We start from the raw sequence: 23,533 nt of genomic DNA, 5'->3' as shown, positions 1-23,533 counted from the left end.
GCCGTGAGGCATAGCTCTTTTTTTATATGCTTACTATTATATATAATATCATAGTGTCATATTTGAAAGTAAAAATTAGGGTAAAACGAATGAGTCTGGGACAAAACTATTTTGTCTCGAAATATGCAGCATAAACGTGGAACAAAACATAGCTTTTTCCGCTTAAAACGAATGGCTCCAGTAATCTAAAATCAGATTACTGGAGCCATTCGCCTTAATGCTCGAAAGCTGAACATGTTTTGTTCCACTCTCTACATATAATAGTAAAAACTAGTTAATTTTTTCGTCGATTGATGAATCACTTAATTCGCTAGCAGCATCTGCGTCAACGATAACTGTAACGTCATCTTTTGTTTGAAGAACTGATGCAGGGCAGTCGTTTGTAACTTTTCCTTCGATCATTCCCTTAACGGCGTCGGCTTTTTCTTTACCAAATGCCATTAAAACGATCTTCTTACTCTTTAGGATTGAACCAATACCCATTGAGTATGCGTAACGAGGTACATCATTTTCATTTTCAAAGTTTCTTGAATTTGCTTCGATAGTTGATTCTGTTAATTGAACTTTTCTTGTTTCAACGTCAAATGGTGAACCTGGTTCGTTAAAACCAATGTGACCGTTACGACCTAAACCAAGAACTTGAAGGTCAATAGGATGGTCGGCAATAACTTTGTTGTAACGTTTTGTTTCTTCTTCAGGATCTTCTGCCTTACCATTTGGAACAAATGTTTCAGCAAATGGTTTCTTATCAAATAGGTTTGATTGCATGAAGTAACGGTAGCTTTGTGGATCTTCTGGTGCAAGACCAACATATTCGTCAAGGTTAACTGATGTCATATTTGAAAAATCAACATCGCTGGCAATCATTTCCTTATACATAGGAATTGGTGTACTACCAGTAGCTAATCCAAGAACTTTAGCACCATCATCCATAGCTGATTTAATAAGTTTGAATGCCTCTTTACCGGCAATTTCTTTATTACTTGTAACAATAACTTTCATTATATATGTTACTCCCTTCAGAATTATACCTCTTGTTTGGTATAGTCCAATTATAGTTGTTTTTAAGTCCATCTGTCAAGAATTTACAAGAAAATTGTATAGACCAGATTTTGTCATAGATTTTTGTGCCAAAGCTATCGTTGATGGAATTTTAGCAAACGCATACAATATTTCTTGTAAGCGTTTTAAGTGCTTGGAAGGAGTGTTAAAAATATGGAGGCAGTTTCAAAAACAGACGCAAAAAAAGAAAAAACTTCTATTAAAACGAAGGTTCAACGTCTAGGTAGTAAGCTTTCAGGAATGGTTATGCCAAACATCGGTGCATTCATTGCCTGGGGACTTATTACAGCCTTATTTATGGATTCAGGGTGGCTACCTAATGCCCAATTGGCAAAAATGATCACGCCAATGGTTACATATTTATTGCCATTATTAATTGCTTTTACAGGTGGTAGCATGGTTGACGAACATCGTGGTGGTGTCGTTGGTGCTATTGCAACAATGGGTGTCATTGTTGGTACTAATATTCCTATGTTTATTGGTGCTATGATTATGGGACCTTTAGGTGGTTGGTGTATTAAGAAATTTGATGCATGGGCTCAACCTAGAACTAAACAAGGATTCGAAATGCTTGTTAATAACTTCTCAGCCGGTATCTTAGGTATGTTGTTAGCTATCATCGGATTCTTTGGAATCGGTCCAGTTGTTTCAGGACTTTCCGCAGCATTAGCTGTAGGTGTTGATTGGATTATCAAACGTAATCTTATTCCACTAGCTAATGTCTTCATTGAACCAGCTAAGATTTTGTTCTTAAATAATGCTATTAATCAAGGTATTTTAACACCATTAGGTATTCAAGCATCAGCAGAAGCTGGTAAATCAATTCTATTCTTGCTTGAACCAGATCCAGGTCCAGGTCTTGGTGTATTGTTAGCCTTTATGTTCTTTGGTAAAGGTAGTGCCAAGAGTAGTGCTTCTGGTGCCGCAATTATCCACTTCTTTGGTGGTATTCATGAAATTTACTTCCCATATGTATTGATGAAACCTGCATTGTTCCTATCAGTTATCGCTGGTGGTGTTTCAGGTACATTCATGTTCAACCTATTGGGAGCAGGTTTGAAGGCTTCACCTTCACCAGGTTCTATCATTTCAATTCTTCTAATGACTCCTAAGGGATTAGGAAATTATATCGCGGTATTAAGTGGTGTTGCTGTTGCTACAGCAGTTTCATTCTTAGTTTCAATGGTTATTCTAAAACGTGATAAATCAGAAGATACAGATCTTGAAGCTAGCCAAGCTAAAATGGCAAATATGAAAGGATCAGCTAAGGGAACTTCATCAGAAGCAACTGCTGCTTCTACTGAAGATGCTCGTGCCATTCTTTCAACAGCTAACGAAGTTAACCACATTATTTTTGCCTGTGATGCCGGAATGGGTTCATCAGCAATGGGTGCTTCAATTCTTAGAGATAAAGTTAAAAAAGCTGGTTTGGACTTATCAGTTACAAATACAGCAATCAATAGTTTGAAAGATGAACCAGGATTGTTGGTCGTTACACAAGATGAATTGGCAAGTCGTGCCCTTCAAAAGACACCTTCAGCCGTTCACGTCGCTGTTGAAAACTTCTTAAATTCACCTAAGTATGATGAAATTGTTACAGGATTAAAGACTAAGGAAGTTTCTGGAACAACTGACGCACCTAGTGAAACAAAACAAGATAAGAAAGAAACAACTGAAGAGAGTAATATTCAAGATATTGATGTTTCAAAAATTAAAGTAATCGACTTCATTCACCATGATCAAAATGTTGGTTCTGCTACAATGGGACGTTCATTGTTCAAAGATAATATGAAGAAGTCCGGAGTATCAGATATTAAAGTTCAACATCTATCAGTTGGAGAAGTTGATGATGAAGAAAATGTTCTTGTAATCGCTAGTCGTGATACAGCAAAACGTATCAAATTATCGTTCAAGAATGTTCAGGTTCTTGTTGTTGACAATCTAATGGATGCTCCTGAGTATGATAAACTTATTGCAGAACTTAAATAATTCTGCAAGGACGAAAAAGGATGAATCTATCAAGTAGAGAATCGGAAATATCATTACTTTTACTAAAGAATCCTAATGGGTTAGGGATCGCTGATTTAATGAAAAATATTCATGTAAGTCGTCGAACGATTTATCGTGAATTATCAAGTTTGGAAACAAGTTTAGCTCATTTAGCTATTAGTTTAACTAAAGAAGATGGTAGTTATCGTTTAGTCGGCAGTAAAGACAGTTTTGAAGAACTAAATTTCATGTTGGTCAAACCAAATAATCAAGCAACAATAACTTCAGTCGAGACACGTCAAAGTGCTTTAGCCTGCAAGTTGTTGACTGTGAATGAAATAGTTACCATCGGATCATTAGCTGAAGAGTTTGAGGTCAGTGTCTCAACTATTACCCAGGATCTTAAAGTGATTGAAGGAATATTTAACGATTATCAGGTAGAAATATCCCGAATTAAGGCCAAAGGTATTGAAGTAATCGGAAAAGAAAGTAATATTCGTCGAGTTATAAGTGGAATCCTTTCTAGTGAAATCAATGAGTATGAGTTCTTTGAATTTCTCACTAACGAAACCGCGCTTGAATCGATCACAACTTCACAGTATTTTATCAATTTACTAGATTTTGAATTGGTCAAACAAGCTAACACGGCTATCCAAAGTCGAATTAAAACTGATTTTTCAAATTTCTCCGATAGCCAATTAAAACAGCTGATTATTATATTGGCTGTTTCGGCTAAGAGAATTGAAGATAAAAAAGTTATCACTCATCTAAACCACATTGATCAGAGCAATTTGTTTAAATATCAACATGTTGCAATTGAACTTTTTAGTCAGTTTAATGAAACGATCAGAGATAGAATTTCGTTAATGGAATTAGAATTTATGGCACAACAGATTCAAGGAATGAGTTTTTCCATTTCAAATAATGTCTTGCTTGACGATTATGATCTTCAACTTTCCTATCAGGTTAGAAGTTTGATCAAACAAGTTTCAGATAGTTTTGGGTATGACTTTAAAACGGATGATACGTTGTTTAACGATTTAATGGCACACATTGGATCCGCTTTAAAACGACAGATCTCTCAGTTACCAGAGATAAATAATCCCGTTTTGAAAAATGTTATTAGTAATTATCCTCAATTGTTTGAAAAGGTACAGAATAGTTTAAAAAGCGTATTTAATGATCGATTGTCCAGTAGTGAAGCAGCCTACGTATTGATTCATTTTGCTTCTGCTTTTGAACAACAAAGACAAGATAAAATTATCAGTGCCTTAGTTGTTTGTGCGAATGGTATTGGAACTGCCAGAGTTTTAGAGAGTCGTTTAAAAAAGACCGTACCTGAAATTAGTAATTATAAAGTTTCTAGAGTTGCGGAATTGAGTAAATTAGATTTGAAGCAATATGATCTGATACTTTCAACGATTTTCTTACCTGGGTTTAAGTATCCATATAAAGTCATTTCGCCATTGCTTTTGCAAAATGAAATCAAAGAAATCAAAGATTATTTAAGTGATCAATTTGGTGCAATAGAAGTCAAGAGGGGACTTACTATTACGAGTGATTCAAATGATCCGATAAGTAAGTTGAATAATCTTTATGATGAATTAAAGATAGCCAAAAAGTTATTGAATCATATCGAAGTAAAAAAAATTGATAACCGTGATTACAATTTACAACAAACGTTGTTACTACTATCAAGAAGATTACGACCGGAGTTTGTTTTAGATGCTGATAAAGTAGCAACCGCTCTTTATCAAAGAATGAAGCGAGCCCCAGTGGGACTTCCCAATACAGGTATGGGTTTAGTCCATACAACTAATGAGACTATTATTGAACCATTTTTCTCGATTTACGAATTGTCTAATTCAATTGTTATTAAGGGAATGGATCATAAGGCAATGAATTTGAAAAAATGTTTTTTCATGTTGGCACCGAGAGAAATGAATGATTTTAGTGTTGAGTTAATGGGAAGTATTTCCAGTTCGATCATTGATAGTGAAAGTAATTTGAAGGTTTATCAAAACGGTAATACTAATGAATTAAAAGAATTAGTATCTAAATTATTTTTAGATGTAATCAAACAAAAGGATTGGAAGTGAAACGATGAAGGCTTTAGATGAAAATCTCATCAAACTAAATCAAGAAGCAAAGACAAAAGAAGATGCCATTAAACAAGCTGGACAATTATTAGTTGATAATGGTTATGTTGAACCAGGATATATTGATTCAATGATCGACCGTAATAAAGATGTATCAGTTTATATGGGTAACTTTATTGCTATTCCACATGGTACCGAAAATGGTAAGCAGTTTATTAAGAAAACTGGAATTTCAATCGTTCAATATCCAATGGGTGTTGACTTTAGTGAAGATCCAGCTGACGAAAAGCTAGTTACAGTAGTATTTGGTATTGCAGGATTAAATGGTGAGCATTTACAATTGTTGTCATCAATCGCACTATTTTGTAGTGATATTGCTAATGTCGAAAAATTAGCAGATGCTCAATCACCAGAAGAAGTAATTAATCTATTAAAGGAAGTTGATTAGGATGAACGCAGTACATTTTGGAGCAGGTAATATTGGTAGAGGTTTCATTGGTGAAACTTTAGCATCTAATGGATTTGACATTCACTTTGTTGATGTTAATTCAACAATCATTGATGCCTTAAATGATAGAAAAGAATATGATATTGAATTAGCCGCTGAAGGCAAAAAGAAGATTCATGTTTCTAACGTAGACGGTATTAATAACAAGGATAATCCTGAAAAGGTTGTTTCTGCTATTGAAAATACTGACATGGTTACAACAGCCATTGGCCCTAAGATTTTGCCATTTATTGCCGGTTTGATTGCTGACGGTATTAGTGCACGTAAAGCTAATGGTAATGAAAAGACTTTGGACGTTATCGCATGTGAAAACATGATCGGTGGTAGCCAATTTCTAAAGGGTGAAGTATACAAACATTTGTCAGATGACGATAAGAAGTTTGCTGACGAATATATTGGCTTCCCTAATGCTGCTGTTGATCGTATCGTTCCTATTCAACATCATGAGGATCCATTGGCAGTTTCTGTTGAACCATTCAAGGAATGGGTCGTTGATGAATCACAAATGAAGAATCCAGCAATTAAACTTGATACAGTTGTTTATGTTAAAGATCTAGAACCATATATCGAACGTAAATTGTTCTCTGTTAATACAGGGCATGCTACAGTTGCATATACTGGTGAATACCTTGGTTATAAGACAATTGGTGATGCTATTGCTGATGAGAAGGTCCTTAAACAAGTTAAAGGTGCCCTTAAAGAAACTGGTGACTTATTGATCCACAAGTGGAACTTTGATCCTGCAGAACATAAAGCATATCAAGATAAGATTCTTAGCCGTTTTGAAAATAAATATATTTCTGATGATATTTTAAGAGTTGGTCGTACACCAATTCGTAAATTAGGCTTTGATGAAAGATTTATTCGTCCAATCCGTGAACTAAAAGAACGTTCATTAGATTACAGTGTTTTACTAGATACAGTAGGTATGATTTTGACATTTGATGAAGAAAAAGATTCAGAAAGTGTTGAATTACAAAAAATGCTTAAAGAAGATAAAGCTATCGATGTAATTAAGAAAGTAACTGGTCTTAAAGATGAAGATCTAGTTAATGAAATTCTTGCATCATATGAAGCAAAAATTAATAAATAAGTTTAAAAAGTCACCTTTTTAGGTGGCTTTTTACTTATCAATTGACAAAATTAAATAGTTAATATAATCTCAAAAATGATTGATAGACAGAGCGTGACATAAGGCGTTTAGAGACCGAGCATATCCTAGAACATCGAATAATTGTGTACTTTCAATTGTTCGATGTTCGTAGATAAGCGGAGGTCTCTGCCTTATGTCACGCGTTTCAATAAATAAAAATAGTAATACAAAATGGGGGTGAGACTTACGTCAAACACCCTTCTTTAGTTTTTGGGGGAAAGATAGTTATGGAAATGTATATATCCACTATCGTGATTTTGATTGCGGTAGCACTGAGTAATTTTCTAGCAAAATTTGTTAGTTCAATTTCTAAAACTTATATTAGTCTGCTTGTTGGAATAGTTTTTGCGGCTATTCCTTTAATAAATGGATATATTTTGAAATTTGATTTTGAATTTTTCATGGCTTTTATAATTGCTCCATTACTATTTTTAGAGGGACAAAAAACTAGAAGTATTCTGGTGAGAAGAAAAATAAAGTCAATCATTGGAACGGCAGTTGTCTTAGCATTGATATCTGCTATTGCAGGACTGTTTGCAATTAGCCAATTGTTTAGTCTGACATTGCCTTTTGCATTGATCTTAATTGCCATAAGCACACCAACAGATGCCACAGCGATGGATTCTGTTAGTGAAGGACGTAAGATGCCTAGAAGAAGTGAAATTGTTTTAAAGATGGAATCTTTATTTAATGATGCTTCAGGCATTATTCTTTTGCAGGCTGGGGTGATTTGGTTCAAAACCGGTCATTTATCTTATGCGAGAAACTTCGGAGTTTTCATTTTAACGGCAATTGGTGGCGCTCTTATTGGGATAATAGTAGCGTTTATAATTATGATTTGTCGTCAGATGATTATTAGAACACGATTCAATGTGACTTATTCACATGTGATCATTTACTTTGCAACTCCAATTTTGATTTATTTTGCGGCTGAAGAATTGAGACTTTCTGGGATAATTGCGGTTGTCAGTGCTGGGTTGATATTTAATGGTGAAATGAGTCGAAGTCGTTTTTCTAGTCCGCGCTACCTAAGCTTCTTCAATCAAATAGTCGTTTTTTTTGGAGATACAATGAATGGCTTTGTGTTTGTTATTTTAGGATTATCTCTAATGCGTATCGTGATCGAGGAGAAACCTGAATTAACTAGTACGCTCGAATGGTTATGGATCGGACTTACCATCTATCTAGTCTCATTAATGGTACGCTATTTGTACGCTAGATTTATAACTAGATATGACAAAATGGAAGCAATTAGTTTTTCACTAGGTGGCGTACATGGAGCGGTCACCTTAGCTTTGGTGTTCTCACTAGTTGGACAAGGTATTTCAACTCATTTATTTAATTTGATTTTATTAACAGAAACAGTTGTGATCGTCTTTAGTATGCTGACGCCAACGATCCTTTTTAAATTTATCTTGGATCCGGTTCAAAATGAAGACGACCTGCGAATGAATAAGAAGTTAATAAGAGAAAAAATGGTCAATGTCGGCATTGAATATGTTGCCGGTTTACAAATTTCCCCAGCAGTTAAAGAGAGTGTTACTTTTGATTTATTGGATCAGAATAGAAATACTACTTTGAGACAATTTTTGTCACAATGGTTAGGCGTAAATAGTAAGCGCTATGTCTTTACTGGTTTTCAAGCAGTTGAGGAACGACAGATTTTAATGAATGCTTTTGAAGAAGAACGTAAGTATTTGTATGAATTAGTCGATGGAACAGCTTTAGATAAAGCTAAATATATTTATGATGTTTATAGTGAATTATTAATATCAGAGTCATTAGTTTTAGATTCATATGAGGAATAGAGGTATTAAAATGAAACATATTGTGGCTGGTATAGTTGCCCATGTTGATGCTGGGAAAACCACTTTATCAGAAAGTTTGCTTTATTGCGCTGGTAATTTACGACAATTAGGTCGAGTTGATAATGGGGATGCTTTTTTAGATACCGATAAATTAGAAAAGCAGCGTGGGATCACTATTTTTTCACATCAAGCCAGTTTAGAGTTTAAAAATTTAGAATTAACCTTGCTGGATACACCAGGACACATCGATTTTGCATCGCAAACTGAACAAGTTTTAAGTGTTTTAGACTATGCAATTTTAGTTGTTTCAGCAACTGATGGTATTCAAGGTTATACAAGAACCCTTTGGCGTCTATTAAAACATTATCAAATACCAACGTTTATTTTCGTTAATAAAATGGATGCAATTGGAGTCGATAAGCAGGAAGTTTTGAAACAGTTAAAAAATGAGCTATCTCAAGGTTGCGTTGAATTTAATGAAAAAATTTCAGACGAATCATATGAAGAAATTGCCATGCAAGACGATGCCGTATTAGAAAAATTCTTGGATTCTGGAACAGTTGAAGAATCTGACCTAAAAAACCTCATCTCACAAAGAAAAGTTTTTCCTTGTTACTTTGGTTCAGCCTTAAAACTAAATGGGATTAAAGAATTTATGAATGGGCTTGAAGAATTGACGAATGAAAAAGATTATTCAAGTGAGTTTGGAGCTCGTATTTTTAAGATTTCACATGACGAAAAAGGAGAACGTTTAACTTGGATTCGAGTTACCGGCGGAGTTTTACATAATAAAGCGATTGTCTTAAATGGTCAAAAGGCTAATCAATTGCGAATTTATAATGGAGATAAATATACTTTAGTTCAAAAAGTTATGTCAGGTGATGTTTGTGCTATTGCTGGTTTGACAAATACTAGGCCTGGTCAAGGTCTTGGAATTGAAGTAGATACTATAAAACCTGAGATCCAACCTGTTTTGAATTATTCATTAGAAACAATGGGTAATGATATTCATGAATGTTTGACCGCTCTTAGAGAGTTGGAAGACGAAGATTCGCAATTGCACGTATCATGGTCGGAACAATTACAGGAAATTAGTGTCCAAATAATGGGAGAAGTTCAGCTTGAAGTTTTGGAACAATTGATGTTAAATCGATTTGGCTTAAAAATCAGCTTTGGTCCCGGAAGTATTTTATATAAGGAAACGATAACTGGTGATATTGAGGGAGTAGGACATTTTGAACCTTTGCGACACTATGCTGAAGTACATTTACTTCTTCAACCTGGTCCAAAGGGTAGTGGTTTAATTTTTGATAGCAATTGTAGTTTGGAAGTTTTAGAAAGTAATTGGCAGCATCAAGTATTAACTAATTTGGCTTCTAAAAAACATTTAGGTGTTTTAACAGGTTCACCCATAACTGATATGAAGATAACCTTAGTTGGCGGTAAAGCAAGTATCGTTCATTCCGTAGGTGGAGATTTTAGGGAAGCTACTTGGAGAGCTGTCAGACAAGGTTTAATGATGGCAAAAAGAGAAAATAAATGTCAATTATTAGAGCCTTGGTATAGATTCAGATTAGCTGTGCCTTCAGATCAAGTGGGGCGTGCAATGAGCGATATTCAACGGATGCACGGAAAATTTGAACCTCCAATTGGAACGGAAAAGGTGGTTCTATCTGGAAGTGCTCCAGTAGCTGCAATGAGAGGATACACTCAAGAAGTTAATTCATATACGCACGGTCAAGGTCAATTGGATTGTTCTATTGCAGGATATCAACCTTGTCATAATGAGAAGAAAATTGTGGAATCGTTTAATTATGATCCTGTTTCTGATTTAGAAAACACTCCAGGTTCGGTATTTTGTGCGCATGGTGCTGGATATCCAGTTTATTGGGATGATGTTCCTAACATGGCGCACTTTCCGTATTTAGAGAGCACAAAAAAATAGTTCAGTAATCCGTTTTGTGATTACTGAACTATTTTTTATGCTTGATAATTTTCAAGATAGTCATCAATTTCATTTAAATAGATATTCTTTTGAACCGGACTTATCCATGAGGTTTTAAAGGAGTTTTTAGCAAATTCAATGACATCTTCAACTGTTAATTCATAATTTTTAGCCAATGCCAAATAATTATCACTAATATAACCGCCGAAGTAGGCTGGATCATCTGAGTTTATTGAAATTTTTATATCTTGATCTAACAATTCTAAGATTTCTTTTCCTTTATAGTCATCAGAAATGAACTTATTAGATAATGGACAAGCAGTTAATCCTAATTGTGTTTTCTTAACTAAATCTACCAAATCATCATTTTCAACGATATTAGTTCCATGATCTATTCGCTCGACATTAATGATTTCCAGAGCTTGTTTGATATGTTCAATAGAATCGACTTGATCAACATCTGCGTGCATGGTAGTGTGATAACCTTGAGCAATTGCGTTACTAAATGGATATGCAAATTTTAAAGGGGGATTGTGGTGTTCATCCGAATCTAAGCCAACACCAAGTATTTTTTCACGATGATGTTGGGCCATCAATAAAACTTCATTAGCTGATTGAGCGGGCATATCTCTTAAAAAACACATAATTAAATGCGCATCAACGTTTAATGCTTTCGCATCTTGACATGCTCGATAATATCCATTGATAAATGTATCAAAGTTAATTCCCCGAGTTAAATGTGCTTGAGGATCAAAAAAGGCTTCAACGTGTCTGACATTATTCTCTTTAGCCTTCTTAAAGTATTCCATAGCAAGACGGTAAAAATCTCCTTCAGTTTGTAAGACTGACATCCCAGAATAGTAAACATCTAAGAATGATGACAGAGAATTATAGTTATACGTTTTACGAATATCTTGAATTGTTTCAAAACCGATATTAATTTGATTCTTTTGTGCTAGTGAAAGCTTTAATTCTGGTTCAAGTGTACCTTCTAGATGAACGTGTAGTTCTGCTTTAGGTAGTCCAAAAACAAAATTAGATGTAACTTCTTTTATGGTCAAGGGAAGACTCCTTTTAAATTATTTAATGTTAAGAATAATATGAAATTAGACTTTAATCAATGAATTTAACTAATTAAATTATTATAAAACACGAACAATAGAATAATATATATCTCAAATTAATCGTATTTTACTTGACCTTTTATATTTTATTTGCGATACTTCGAGTATAGTAATTTAAAAGGAGATTAATACATTGGAATCGACAGTAAGCAATTTAAGCTTTATTGAACGTTTATTTCATTTGAAAGAAGCAAAGACTACCGTTAGACGTGAAGTTTTGGCTGGTCTAACGACATTTGTTTCAATGGCTTATATTTTATTTGTTAATCCACAAGTTTTGGGTGATGCGGGGATGGATAAGGGTGCTGTCTTCACTGCAACAGCGCTTTCAGCAATTTTAGGTTCACTTCTTATGGCAATTTTAGCTAATTATCCAATTGCAATCGCACCTGGCCTTGGGGATAATGCATTTTTTACTTATTCAGTTGTTTTAGCAATGGGTATTCCTTGGCAAACAGCAATGGCGGGAGTTTTTATTTCTAGTATTCTTTTCTTATTATTGTCAGTTGTTAAATTACGTGAGATCGTTATTAACTCAATACCTCACGATTTAAAACTATCAATTGCAGCTGGTATTGGTATTTTTATTGCTTTTGTTGGTTTAAAAGGTGGAGGTTTGATCGTAGCTAGTAAATCAACACTTGTAGCAATGGGATCATTTACAGTTCCAACAACATGGTTAACAATATTCGGTTTGATTGTTACAGGTATTTTAATGGCTAGAAAAGTACCAGGATCTATTTTCATTGGAATGGTTTTGACTACTATTTTAGGACTTATTACTGGGTTGATTAAATTACCAACTCATATTATTTCAACTATTCCAAGTTTGAAACCTACTTTTGGTGTTGGTATTGCCCATTTAGGTGATATTAGTCAGCCACAGTTGTGGGCAGTAGTTCTTATCTTCTTATTAGTTGCATTCTTTGATACTGCTGGTACTTTGATAGGTTTAGCAGAACAAGCAGGATTTATGAAGGATAACAAAATGCCTAGGATCGGTCAGGCATTGATGGCAGATTCTATTTCTATGTTGGGTGGTGCCGTAATGGGTACAACACCAACAGCAGCATATGTTGAATCTAGTGCTGGTATCGCAATTGGTGGTAGAACTGGTCTTACTTCACTTGTAGTTGGTGTTATGTTTGCTCTAGCAATGTTTTTCTCACCTTTACTTACGGTTGTTACTACTAACGTAACGGCACCAGTCTTAATTATTGTTGGTATTCTTATGGCACAATCTATGAAACAAATACATTGGGAAAAATTTGAAATAGCTATGCCAGCTTTCTTAACGATTGTTGGTATGCCATTAACTTATAACATCTCTTACGGTATTGCATTTGGATTTTTAGCTTATCCACTTACAATGATTGCAGCAGGTAGAAGAAAAGAAATTAACCCAATTATGTATATCTTATTCTTCGTTTTCATTGGTCTAATTTATATCATTAATATTCTTCCTAGTTAAAGTGCAATATGAATTTGTAAAACAGTTTAAGACAAATAAAAATCGTAATCCACTTGGATTACGATTTTTATTTATTGAAACGCGTTTGGGACAAAACTATTTTGTCTCGAAATATGCAGCATAAACGTGGAACAAAACATAGCTTTTTCCGCTTAAAACGAAAAGATCCAGTAATCTAAAATCAGATTACTAGATCTTTTCGCCTTAATGCTCGAAAGCTGAACATGTTTTGTCCCACTCTCTGGCCATATTATTTCCACTTTTTGATTAGATTCATTGTTTCTTTAGTATTGTTTGTAAATACGCTATCAACCTTATATATATTTAATGCACTGAAGTTGTCTTTATAATTATTCATCGTCCATGTATTTATTTTAAAGCCATTCTTATGTGCTGCTTTAATAATTTCAGGTGTAAGTTGATCCAGCCTGACTGAAACGAAGTCGATATATTTAGGAGCGTCATTTATCTTTTCTAGATATTGATGTTGAGTATCAGCATTCATTAACCAGAGTGTAGGAATGTTTCTTTGAGCACTTTGACTGTGAAATTCTTTAATTCCAGTAATACTAAATCCCTGCATGATTACGTTGTCGTTCATTTTGTAGTCATCCAAATCTTCAGCAATAGCCTTTTCAGTTTCGGTATTACTACCAGTATTCTTTTTTGCTTCTATAATATAATGAACTGTTTTTTTATATTTGTTGAATAGATCACTTAGCTTATGTAGACTTTCACCGTTTCTTAATTTAACTTTTGAAAGTTGACTTTCTGTCGAATCCGAAATGTTAATATTTTTTCCGGTTGAATTCTTGAGATTGTTATCATGAGAAACATAGAGAATATTGTCCTTACTCAGCCAAACATCGGGTTCAATAAATTGGGTGCCATCTTTAATAGCTTGATCATATCCGCTAAATGAATGATCTGGATTATTGTACGGACTTCCACGATGAGAGAAAACAAGTGGTGTTTTGGCTGATGCATGGCTGACGTCATATTCTACTGAATTTAAAGTGGTTTTGGCAAAGATCGTTGTTGTGTTAAAAAAGAGTATCGCAAGGCCTAACAAACTGATGATTAAATATTTTATTAATTTCATATTTTCCTTCTAATATATGTTTAAACATATTTTAACAAGTTAGCCTTTAGTAGTAAACTTTATGCCAATAATGCTAATTAAAAGTAAAATGATGAATAGCCAAGTTAATATTGAAATTTTGTCCCCGAAAAATACAACGCCTACAATAATTGAGCCAACAGCTCCAACTCCAGTCCAAATAGGGTAGGCGATACTTAAAGGAAGACTTTTAGTAGCTTGGGCTAAAAGGATGAAGCTAGCTATCATTCCGATAATAGTTAAGACAGTAAAATTTAATTTACTAAATCCATGGCTAAGTTTCATCGTGGTTGCCCAAACTATTTCAAATAATCCGGCAGTTATTAGGTAGATCCAATTCATAATATTTTCCTCCAAAAAAATAGAGTACCCCTAGCAATTCCTTCATTGGCCTAATGGAATTGTTAAGAGCACTCTTTTTTTTATACACCCGGCGGTGTTTCATATTTCAAATAACAATAACAAATTATTTAAATGACTTCAAGTTGTGTTTTTTTATTTGGTCTTGGATACTGTGAATCGATTAATTCTAGTTCGTCAGCAGTAAATTCAATATCTGTTGCTGCCATATTAGCTTTTAGATGTTCGACAGAGCTTGATTTAGGGATACTCAAGAGATCACGATTTCTAATGACCCAAGCTAATAGAAGTTGATAAACAGAAACATTTTTTTGCTTAGCTAAATCTTTTAAGACTGGTTTAATTGTTAAATAGTCTCCACCATCTGATCCAAAAGGCGAGTAACCAACCAATGACATATTATTTTCTTTTTGCCAAGGTAGAATTGAGTATTCGATTCCGCGACTGCCAACATTGTACAAATCTTCGTTGACACGACAATCTGAGCCACCAGGAAGTTTACTCAATTCCTCTAAATCAGCAATGTCAAAATTGGAAACTCCCCAATTTTTAATGTAACCTGCTTTTTGTACTTCTTGTAATCCTTGGATCGTTTCTTCTAAAGGAGTAGATCCACGCCAATGTAGTAAATATAAATCCAAATAGTCAGTTTGTAGGCGTTTAAGACTGTTTTCCAAACTTTTTTTCATTAATTTAGGAGTGGCGTGATTCGGAGCAAACTTTGAAATGATTTGAAAATCGGAACGATTAAATCCCTTAATGGCTTTTCCAATGAGAGTCTCTGATTGTCCGTCACCATATATTTCGGCTGTATCTAAAAGTGTTACACCGTTATTTAAAGCATATTGAATTGTTTTAAGTTCTTCATCATTTTTAGCAGCATTACCTTCACCCATTCGCCAAGTTCCCAGGCCAATAGCAGATGTATCTTGCTGATTAAAACTAATCTGTCTCATAATTGTTCCTCCTTGTTCCTTGTAACTGTGATCTTTGTACAGCTTATCACATAGTCTAATTTACTTAAATTTTTTACTATGCTAGATTATTAATGAAGAATTTACATAGAAGGGGAATTTTATGACCAAAGTCTTAATTGCATCTGATTCTTTTAAAGGTAGTGCGACTTCATTGGAAGTTGGAAATTATTTAGAAAAAGGTATTAAAAAAGCTGATCCCTTAGCAAAAGTCTATAAATATGGAGTTGCTGACGGTGGTGAAGGGACTGTTTTAAGTATTACTGACGCATTAAAGGGTAAATTTATAAAATCCACAGTTACTGGTCCACTGGGAGAAAAAGTTTCCGCTAATTGGGGGATAGTTGAAAATAAAACTGCAATTATTGAAGTAGCTGAAACTAGTGGAATCACGTTAATAAGTGACAGATTAAATCCCTTAAAAACAACCACATATGGTGTAGGAGAACTCATTAAATTAGCCTTAGATGCGGGTGTTAACAAAATATATATTGGCTTAGGCGGTAGTGCCACTAATGATGGCGGATTAGGCATGGCGCAAGCTCTTGGGATGAAATTTTTAGACAAATTTGAACAAGAATTACCTTTTGGTGGCGGTAGTTTGGATAAATTAATTAAAATTGATGATTCTAATCTAGATAAAAGGTTAAATAAAGTTGAAATTGTAGCTTTATCTGATGTAAAAAATCCCTTAATAGGTAAAAATGGTGCCAGTTTTATTTTTGGACCTCAAAAGGGTGCAAGCGTTGAACAAGTTAAATTATTAGATAGAAATTTGGCAAATTTAGCAGATAAAACATCAAAATTTTTAGGACATGATTTCTCCAAAGTTCCTGGTGCAGGCGCCGCTGGTGGAATAGGATTCGGACTAATGTCATTTTGCAACGCCAAAATTGAATCGGGAATTGATACGATCATGAATATAATCCATTTAAATCAACCAATGAAAAAAGTTGATTTAGTCATAACTGGAGAAGGTCAAATCGATGGGCAATCTTTGATGGGAAAAGTTCCAATTGGAGTTGCCAAATTGGCTAAAAAATTCAATTTACCAGTAATCGCAGTTGCTGGTAGTATCGGATCAAATATAGAAGATGTCTATAAAAGTGGGATCAATCTGGTCTTATCTACCACCACTAGCCCGATGTCGTTATCAGAAGCAATCGAATCCACACCCAAATTGCTAGAAGATGTTGGTTACACAGCGTATAAAGCTTTTATTATTTAATTAGAGTCTGGGATTACGGTGATTGTTGTATCAAAAACATTAAATTTCTTTTGTAGTTTATTTTCAATTTTTTCATCTAAACTATATAGTTCCAGAGCGGTTTTATTTGGATCAACCATAATAAAGATATCAACGATAAAAATATTTCCATTGTAACGGCTACGTAGATCAGAAACTTTATTGACACCCTTTATTTTAGAAATCTCTTCTGTCATATTGTGCTCTAAAGTAGGGTCAACATAGTCAGCTAAATTCAAAGTACATTCTTGAAATATTGTTAATCCTGACCAAAGAATAAATAGGCCAATGGCGATACTAACCACGCTATCGATCCAAGGTAATTTTAGAAAATATGATAGCAAAACGGTTATCATTGTTCCTAAACTAGTAACAACATCGCCAAGGCTATCTTTTGAAGCTGCTAAAAGAGAAGTGCTGTTATACTTCTTGCCGTTATGACGATTCAAAAATCAGACGATCAGCATCATTAAGGTTGCGATTGCCGCACCAACAGCAGAGGTTAGATTCGGTATCTCTTTACCATTTATATGAAATAAACTGACACTGCTTTGGAAAATAATTTGTAGCGCAATTATAACGATGACAAAACTAGTTATTAAAGTGAATATAGTTTCCAATCTAAATCTGGACAATTGTAATGCATTTTTACTGCGACCGTATTTTTTTGAAAGAGGTTTACCAATAAAATCATCATCGTCAATATTTGTGGCTTCAAAGATTCCGATAATTAAAATAACGGTTGAGATCACTCCTGATAAATTATTAAAAGCATCAGCACGCAAGGCTTGTGAATGACCAATTATTGATAGCCAATATTCAACAATTGTTATAATAATGTAGATTAATACATTCATCCAAAGTGAGTTTTTAGAATTTTTCAAATTTTTAATTTCTCTTTGCTGAATGATATTTTGCTGTTTAGTCTCTTGTAAAAAATGCTTAGTTAATGTATTCATTCAATCATCATCCTTATCTTGTCCTCAAGTACCTTATTATAGGATTATTTGATGGAAATTAAAGGGGCCGGTCTAGTTTAATAAAATCCATAAAAAAAATCCCTGAATTATACATACTGTATAATTTGGGGATTTCTTTTAATAATAATTTTTTAAGCTTTTTTTGGAATAATTGGAAATCTCTTTACGACTAAAGTAAACAAATATGAAATTGCTAATATGATTGCCGCTACGATATATGGATAATGTGTATTCCAATCCATTAAAGCACCGGACATCAAAGGTCCGATAATATTACCGATACTAGTCAATGACATATTCATACCGTTGATTAATCCTTGGTTACTTTCACTAGATTTAGTAAGTAAAGTAGTGATAGCGGGTCTCAATAAATCAAAGGCAGAGAAGATGATCAAAGTAGCGACGATCACTTCTATTTTTGTATGTGCTTGTGTGATCCAAAAAACGCAGACAGCACTAAGTAAAAAGCACCAACTGATCAAATTCATTTCACCAATTTTAACGATGATCCAGTTGAAGGCGGTCACTTGTAAAATAAGAGAAATGATTCCATTTAAGGTTAATACTAAGGCGATTGTTCCCAATCCAAAATTGAAAACTTGATTGACGTAGATACTATAAATACTTTCAAATCCTTGTAGACCAAATGATGCGACTAGGATCATAGCAAAGAGCATGACCATAGGTGCAGTTAAAATGGCTCTGATTGAAGAAATACCTTTTTGTTTTTCTCGAGCTTGTTCTTCTTGCTCTATTTCACGAGTTTTATCGTCTTCTTTAAGGAAGAATTGCGTAAATAAAGCACTTATTAATCCCATAACACCGGCAACCCAAAATGGTGTTTTATAATCGATATTGGCTAACATGCCACCAAGACCAGGACCCAAGATCAATCCGCCACTAAAGGCAGCTGATAACCATCCGATAACTTTGGCACGATTTTTCAAATCAGTTAAATCAGCACCAAGCGCCATTGAAGTCGGAATTACCATGGCGGCAGAAATACCACCGATGATTCTTGATAAATTAAAAATTGGTAGTGAAGTTGCAATGGCAAAGATAAATTCAGAAATCATGTAGACTCCTAAACCAATTGCAATGACAGGCTTGCGTCCAACTCTATCTGATAATTTTCCAACAATTGGTGAAGCAATGAATTGTGCAAAAGCAAATAGTGAAGTCATTAGTCCCATGTCAGATGTCGTATAATGGAATTCGTTTTTGATAAACGGTGTGACGGGTATTACCAAACCAATTCCTAAACAGATTAAAAAGTTACTGAATACTAAGATATAAATGGATCTTTTATTTTTCCCCATATTTTACCTCCCTCATGATTTATTAAAATTCAGAATAAAAACCGATAATTCGAGTTCATCGCTCGATTATCGGTTTTCTTATTAAAAACATTAAGACAAACAATACACTTAAATTTTGATGATGTCTATAAATATATTCTAATCATTAATAATTTGTATATTATAGGAGAAATTGTTTTTTTTACTTAGTGGAGATTAATATTAATATTGAAATGTATGAGGATATTAGAGAAATACAAAATATATTGATAGATGCAGATAAGAGGGCAGAAAATCATTTCTAAACAAAAAGTTGTAAAGAATTTTAGTTAGTATTAGTTATTGAATATACTAATATGTTTGTTCGATAGATGTATTCATAGTAACGTGATACAATATCAGTGTAATAAAAAAGAGGGATGCTGTGAACATCCCCCAGATAGCCCGTTTAAGACGGTGGCTATATTAGATTAATTAAGTTATTAAATAACCGTAACTCGCCAAAGTTAGACGGTTATTTTTTTTGCTCATTTCTTATCACTATGAATGTATGATAACAGGGCAATTAGAAATATACCGAACGTTAACATAAGATTCAAAGCGTCTGAAACAGACAAAATGCTACTCCTTTCATAGGATATGAATAACTTACAGTAAGAAGACCATAAACATCACCGCCTTTAAAGTTGTAGCCACCGCCATTAACTTGCTATCGCTAATAATTATCTATTAAAAAATTGAAAATGAATAGCAATATAGATAATTCTTAAGGTAATTTATAAAATCCGATGAATCTGAGGCCATAAAAGGGATACAAAAGGTTGTATCCCTTTTTTTGATCTAATTGATTACCAAAAAAATGTTATTATACAATACTTAAAATTATCAATTTAAACAAAAAGCCAGTCATATCGGCTCTAAGTCAAATCGTATTTGTGAGACTTTTTAGCCCATTTATCACATCAGAAATGATGTGTTTTTTTGACTTAGAGCCACAAAAAGTTGTGAAGAATTTTAATTAATATTAGTTTTAGTGATTGAACATACTAAGTATGTTTGTTCGATAGATGTATTCATGTTAACGTGATACAATATCAGTGTAATAAAAAAGAGGGATGCTATGAACATCCCCCAGATAGCCCGTTTAAGACGGTGGCTGTTGTTTAAAAGTTAATTAATAACCGTAAACTACTCCAAAAGTTTAGACGGTTATTTTTTTTGATTAAAATCGAGTATTATAACAACTAACGTTGCAAAAGAGATCATCAACGTTAAAACCTGATAAATACTCATGGTTATCCTTTCGAGAGGTAACACATTATTAATCATAGGCATCACCTCAAATATTCTTGAAGTTAGCCACCGCCATTAACTTGCTATCGCTAATAATTATCTATTAAAAAATTGAAAATGAATAGCGATATAGATAATTCTTAAAGTAATTTATAAAATTCAATAAATACGAGACCCTAAAAGGGATGCAAAAAGGTTGCATCCTTTTTTTGATAGGGAGGTTGTAACCTCAAATTAGCATTTTAAAACAAACATGGCAGCTATGTCAGGCCCTAAAGCAATATAGTTAATCATTTGAATTGTCGGAAAATATCGTAGGGTTAATATTTAAAGCATTACAATAGTGGATATAAAAAAGCTATCACAGAAAATGTGATGACTAGTGCCCGTCCAGAAAATTATTTTGTTGTAACTTACTACCATTTGAATACCGAATTGACTAAGTTTTGACTAAGTAAAACCACTTTTGACTAAGTTGTAATTGATTCTTAAAAATAGAAAAACCAGTAATATCAAGGCTTTTAAGCTCCAATATAACTGGCTGATGTCTCTTAATGGAGATGAGGGGAATCGAACCCCTGTCCAAGCATAATGCTATGTAAGCTTCTACACTCATAGTTGTACTATTTTAAATTTCGCCACTATGAACGCCGCACAACCTGGCTAGCCATAGCGGCTAACCCCGATTAATCTCTTTTTAGCTTGTTCAGGCTGGACAAGCTAAACGTAGCTCAATTAATTTGAGACCCGGCTCTGACCCTTGAGCAAAATCAGACGGATCACGCTTAGACTGTTTTTAGGCAGCTAATGCGTAAGAATTATTATTTTTTGCAGTTATAATAAACTGTGTGTTTTTACGGAACACGAAAACCGAAGTGCAGCCTACACGCTACTACACATGTCGAATCCAGAACATCCCCAAAATGTTCTCTACTATAATAACGAATTTGTTCTTTTTTAGCAACTTTATGGGCTTTTCAACATAATATTGATTATTTTGTGAAAATATCAATTCAATGAACAACTGTCAATATGAGTGATAATTTGTGAATAGCATTAATAATATTTGTTCATTTAAAATATACACATAGTGAAATATGAATTATATAGATAAATAATATTTTTTCTACCTGCAAGAATCCGTTTTGATTAAATGAAGGGTTGTTCAGGGATAATGGTCAGAAATGACGAAATGTCAATTATTTTGCTTACACTATATTAAAATATTTTTGACAATGATATAATGGAAGCGCTACAAATGAAGAAATTAACAATAACTGTTCGCGAATCAAAGACACTTTTATTGGTTTAAATCTGGGTAAATCTTTAAAATTTTTTTTGACATTTATGCAGTTTTTGTGAATTTCTTATTTTGTAATGTACTTATAAAATTGGGGGAATGGCTTATGAAAAAGTTTAAAAAACTTTTTGTAACTGCAACACTTTTATTGGCCGGTGTAGGTTTAGCTGCTGCATTAAATACTAGTACAGTTAATGCTGATGCTATTGCATCTAATGACGACACTGAACAAACAGACGGTCCAAGAGTGTTCGTTAGTCCAAAATGGACTAATAAAGTAATTAATGGAAAGACAGATGTCAAAGACTATAAGATTTTTGAAGCATCATATGGTAATGACAAGACATTTAAGAAAGGTCATATTCCTGGTGCTGTCCACATTAATACTAATTCTGTTGAATCAGAGGCTAATCAATGGAATCTGCTTTCAGCAAATAAGATCAAGAAGCTTCTATTAAAGAATGGTGTAACTAGTAAAACAACTTTGATTGTTTACTCAACAGATGTTAATGCTGCTTCACGTGTTGCCTTTGCTGCATTCACTACAGGTGTTGATAATATCAAGATCGTTGACGGTGGATACAAAGGCTGGACAAAGAGCGACTATAAAGTTCAAAAAGGTGCTGCCAAGAAAGTTAAAGCAGCCAAAGATTTTGGTGTTAAGAAGTCAGAAAATGCTAAGTATGAAATCAAAACACCAGCTGATTTCAAGAAGCAACAAAAAGAAGATCCTAATGTTATTTTAGCAAGCACTCGTTCATGGAAAGAATTCACTGGTAAGACAAGTGGTTATTCATATATTAAAGACAAGGGTGAACCAAAGGGTGCTGTTTACGCTAAGTCAAGTAAGACAAGTGCCGATGTAGCATACTTATTGCACAAAGATGGAACTGTTAAATCAGCTTCAGAAATTGCTCCAACATGGGAAAAATGGGGTATTAAGTCAGACAGTAATATTGATTTCTATTGTGGTACTGGTTGGCGTGCAACTACAGCCTTCTTTATTACATACCAAGCTGGTTGGAAGAATGTTCATGTATACGATGGTGGCTGGTTCGCATGGGATAAAGCCCACAAGAAGAACCCATCTAAGTATCAAGTACAAGTAGGAGATCCACGTTCAAAAGACGTTAAAATTCTTAAATAGGGGAGTTAACTATAATGAAGAAAAAGAGCCTTTTAATTAGTTTTTTTGCTAGTTTGTTAGTAATAATCGGGATGTTTGCAGTTTCAGACGTAACTGCACAAGCAGCAAAATTATCAGAGGATAATCCTATCCAACTTAATAAGAAGAAAAAGACTATCACAATGTTGACAACAGTTAACGGAACTTACTTTACACAAGGAACTCGTCACGTAATTGTTAATGTTGATGGTACAAATGGTAACAAGTCTCTATTGAAGACTAATGTTCAACCTAAAGAAGTTTATAAAGATTTAAAGAAACTTGATGCAAAACCTGGTGACAATGTTACAAAACAATCAAAACCAGGTACAAAAGTTAAAGGTACAAAAGTTAAAGTTTATTTTGTAATTAATGGTAAGAAAATAAGAGCTGAAAAAGCTGTTCAAGTTAACGGTAAAGACGTTAAAGATCTTAAGTTCAGATTTGGTGGAAACATGGCTATGAACAATAAGATGAAGACAGGTTGTGTTCTTTGCTTTGATAGTTGTGCCGTAGGTACTGTTTCAGGTTCTAAGTTTGGAACTGAATATGGTGAACATTTCACTGGTAAATCAAGTGTTCTACCAAAGGATGGCAAACAAGTTAAAGTTATTATGCAAGTTAAATAGTATTTAATA

At 33.9% G+C, this 23,533-nt stretch carries 18 protein-coding genes, 1 other RNA gene and 1 pseudogene; 10 read left to right on the top strand and 10 right to left on the bottom strand.

What is annotated here, in order from left to right; all coding sequences use genetic code 11:
* Positions 1–270 precede the first annotated feature (270 nt).
* Positions 271–1,002 (bottom strand): glucosamine-6-phosphate deaminase, encoded by a 732-nt coding sequence (gene nagB, locus EKM77_RS03720; protein WP_125592688.1) that lies wholly within the window; start codon positions 1,000–1,002, stop codon positions 271–273.
* 213 nt (positions 1,003–1,215) lie between these two features.
* Between nagB and EKM77_RS03715 the strand changes: the two genes are divergently transcribed.
* The 6 genes from EKM77_RS03715 (at position 1,216) to EKM77_RS03690 (ending at position 10,564) form a co-directional block, all read left to right on the top strand.
* A complete protein-coding gene (locus EKM77_RS03715) occupies positions 1,216–3,051 on the top strand; it encodes a PTS mannitol transporter subunit IICBA (RefSeq protein ID WP_125592687.1) in 1,836 nt (611 codons plus the stop codon).
* A 20-nt stretch (positions 3,052–3,071) separates the two neighbouring features.
* On the top strand, positions 3,072–5,150 hold the full coding sequence (locus EKM77_RS03710) for a BglG family transcription antiterminator (protein ID WP_125592686.1): 2,079 nt from the start codon (positions 3,072–3,074) through the stop codon (positions 5,148–5,150).
* Between the two features lie 4 nt (positions 5,151–5,154).
* Positions 5,155–5,598 carry a PTS sugar transporter subunit IIA gene (locus EKM77_RS03705; RefSeq protein ID WP_125592685.1) on the top strand — a complete coding sequence of 148 codons (444 nt, stop codon included), beginning with the start codon at positions 5,155–5,157 and terminating at the stop codon, positions 5,596–5,598.
* Position 5,599: 1 nt separating this feature from the next.
* Positions 5,600–6,751 (top strand): mannitol-1-phosphate 5-dehydrogenase, encoded by a 1,152-nt coding sequence (locus EKM77_RS03700; protein WP_125592684.1) that lies wholly within the window; start codon positions 5,600–5,602, stop codon positions 6,749–6,751.
* A gap of 287 nt (positions 6,752–7,038) precedes the next feature.
* Complete coding sequence (locus EKM77_RS03695) at positions 7,039–8,619, top strand: cation:proton antiporter (protein WP_125592683.1); 1,581 nt, start codon at positions 7,039–7,041, stop codon at positions 8,617–8,619.
* A 10-nt stretch (positions 8,620–8,629) separates the two neighbouring features.
* Positions 8,630–10,564, top strand: coding sequence for an elongation factor G (locus tag EKM77_RS03690; protein ID WP_125592682.1), 1,935 nt, complete (start codon positions 8,630–8,632; stop codon positions 10,562–10,564).
* Positions 10,565–10,599: 35 nt separating this feature from the next.
* Here the strand turns inward: EKM77_RS03690 and add are convergent, their stop codons facing one another.
* Complete coding sequence (gene add, locus EKM77_RS03685) at positions 10,600–11,619, bottom strand: adenosine deaminase (RefSeq protein ID WP_125592721.1); 1,020 nt, start codon at positions 11,617–11,619, stop codon at positions 10,600–10,602.
* Positions 11,620–11,812: 193 nt separating this feature from the next.
* Between add and EKM77_RS03680 the strand changes: the two genes are divergently transcribed.
* Entirely contained in the window at positions 11,813–13,159 is a 1,347-nt protein-coding gene (locus tag EKM77_RS03680; protein WP_191987442.1) for an NCS2 family permease, read from the top strand.
* A 250-nt stretch (positions 13,160–13,409) separates the two neighbouring features.
* Here the strand turns inward: EKM77_RS03680 and EKM77_RS03675 are convergent, their stop codons facing one another.
* The 3 genes from EKM77_RS03675 to EKM77_RS03665 all read right to left on the bottom strand — a co-directional run bounded on the left by EKM77_RS03675 (position 13,410) and on the right by EKM77_RS03665 (position 15,595).
* Positions 13,410–14,261, bottom strand: a complete 852-nt coding sequence (locus EKM77_RS03675) for a glycerophosphodiester phosphodiesterase (protein WP_125592681.1) — start codon at positions 14,259–14,261, stop codon at positions 13,410–13,412.
* 39 nt (positions 14,262–14,300) lie between these two features.
* Positions 14,301–14,621, bottom strand: coding sequence for a DMT family transporter (locus EKM77_RS03670; RefSeq protein WP_125592680.1), 321 nt, complete (start codon positions 14,619–14,621; stop codon positions 14,301–14,303).
* A 128-nt stretch (positions 14,622–14,749) separates the two neighbouring features.
* Positions 14,750–15,595: an aldo/keto reductase gene (locus EKM77_RS03665; protein WP_125592679.1), complete on the bottom strand. Its 846-nt coding sequence runs from the start codon at positions 15,593–15,595 to the stop codon at positions 14,750–14,752.
* A 121-nt stretch (positions 15,596–15,716) separates the two neighbouring features.
* On the opposite strand from EKM77_RS03665, the gene EKM77_RS03660 reads away from it, so the two are divergent.
* Complete coding sequence (locus tag EKM77_RS03660) at positions 15,717–16,841, top strand: glycerate kinase family protein (RefSeq protein ID WP_125592678.1); 1,125 nt, start codon at positions 15,717–15,719, stop codon at positions 16,839–16,841.
* Here EKM77_RS03660 and EKM77_RS03655 read toward each other — a convergent pair.
* The 5 genes and pseudogenes from EKM77_RS03655 to ssrA form a co-directional block, all read right to left on the bottom strand.
* Positions 16,838–17,716, bottom strand: a pseudogene (locus tag EKM77_RS03655) (cation diffusion facilitator family transporter). The gene EKM77_RS03660 and the pseudogene EKM77_RS03655 sit on opposite strands and share 4 nt — an antisense overlap.
* 254 nt (positions 17,717–17,970) lie before the next feature.
* Entirely contained in the window at positions 17,971–19,158 is a 1,188-nt protein-coding gene (locus EKM77_RS03650) for an MFS transporter (RefSeq protein ID WP_125592677.1), read from the bottom strand.
* Positions 19,159–19,664: 506 nt separating this feature from the next.
* Positions 19,665–19,754 (bottom strand): putative holin-like toxin, encoded by a 90-nt coding sequence (locus EKM77_RS11220; RefSeq protein ID WP_125592676.1) that lies wholly within the window; start codon positions 19,752–19,754, stop codon positions 19,665–19,667.
* Between the two features lie 592 nt (positions 19,755–20,346).
* Entirely contained in the window at positions 20,347–20,430 is an 84-nt protein-coding gene (locus tag EKM77_RS11215) for a putative holin-like toxin (RefSeq protein WP_225425180.1), read from the bottom strand.
* A gap of 552 nt (positions 20,431–20,982) precedes the next feature.
* Positions 20,983–21,350: a transfer-messenger RNA gene (gene ssrA, locus EKM77_RS03640) on the bottom strand.
* 486 nt (positions 21,351–21,836) lie between these two features.
* Here ssrA and EKM77_RS03635 point away from each other — a divergent pair.
* Both EKM77_RS03635 and EKM77_RS03630 read left to right on the top strand, forming a co-directional pair.
* Positions 21,837–22,877: a sulfurtransferase gene (locus EKM77_RS03635; RefSeq protein ID WP_125592675.1), complete on the top strand. Its 1,041-nt coding sequence runs from the start codon at positions 21,837–21,839 to the stop codon at positions 22,875–22,877.
* Between the two features lie 14 nt (positions 22,878–22,891).
* Positions 22,892–23,524 carry a YdjY domain-containing protein gene (locus tag EKM77_RS03630; RefSeq protein WP_125592674.1) on the top strand — a complete coding sequence of 211 codons (633 nt, stop codon included), beginning with the start codon at positions 22,892–22,894 and terminating at the stop codon, positions 23,522–23,524.
* The last annotated feature ends 9 nt before the right edge of the window (positions 23,525–23,533 follow it).

The sequence above is a fragment of the Companilactobacillus baiquanensis genome, assembly GCF_003946605.1.
Lineage (GTDB): Bacteria > Bacillota > Bacilli > Lactobacillales > Lactobacillaceae > Companilactobacillus > Companilactobacillus baiquanensis.
The sequence above is the reverse complement of the archived record's forward strand: the minus strand, read 5'-3'. Positions and strand labels throughout refer to the sequence as shown.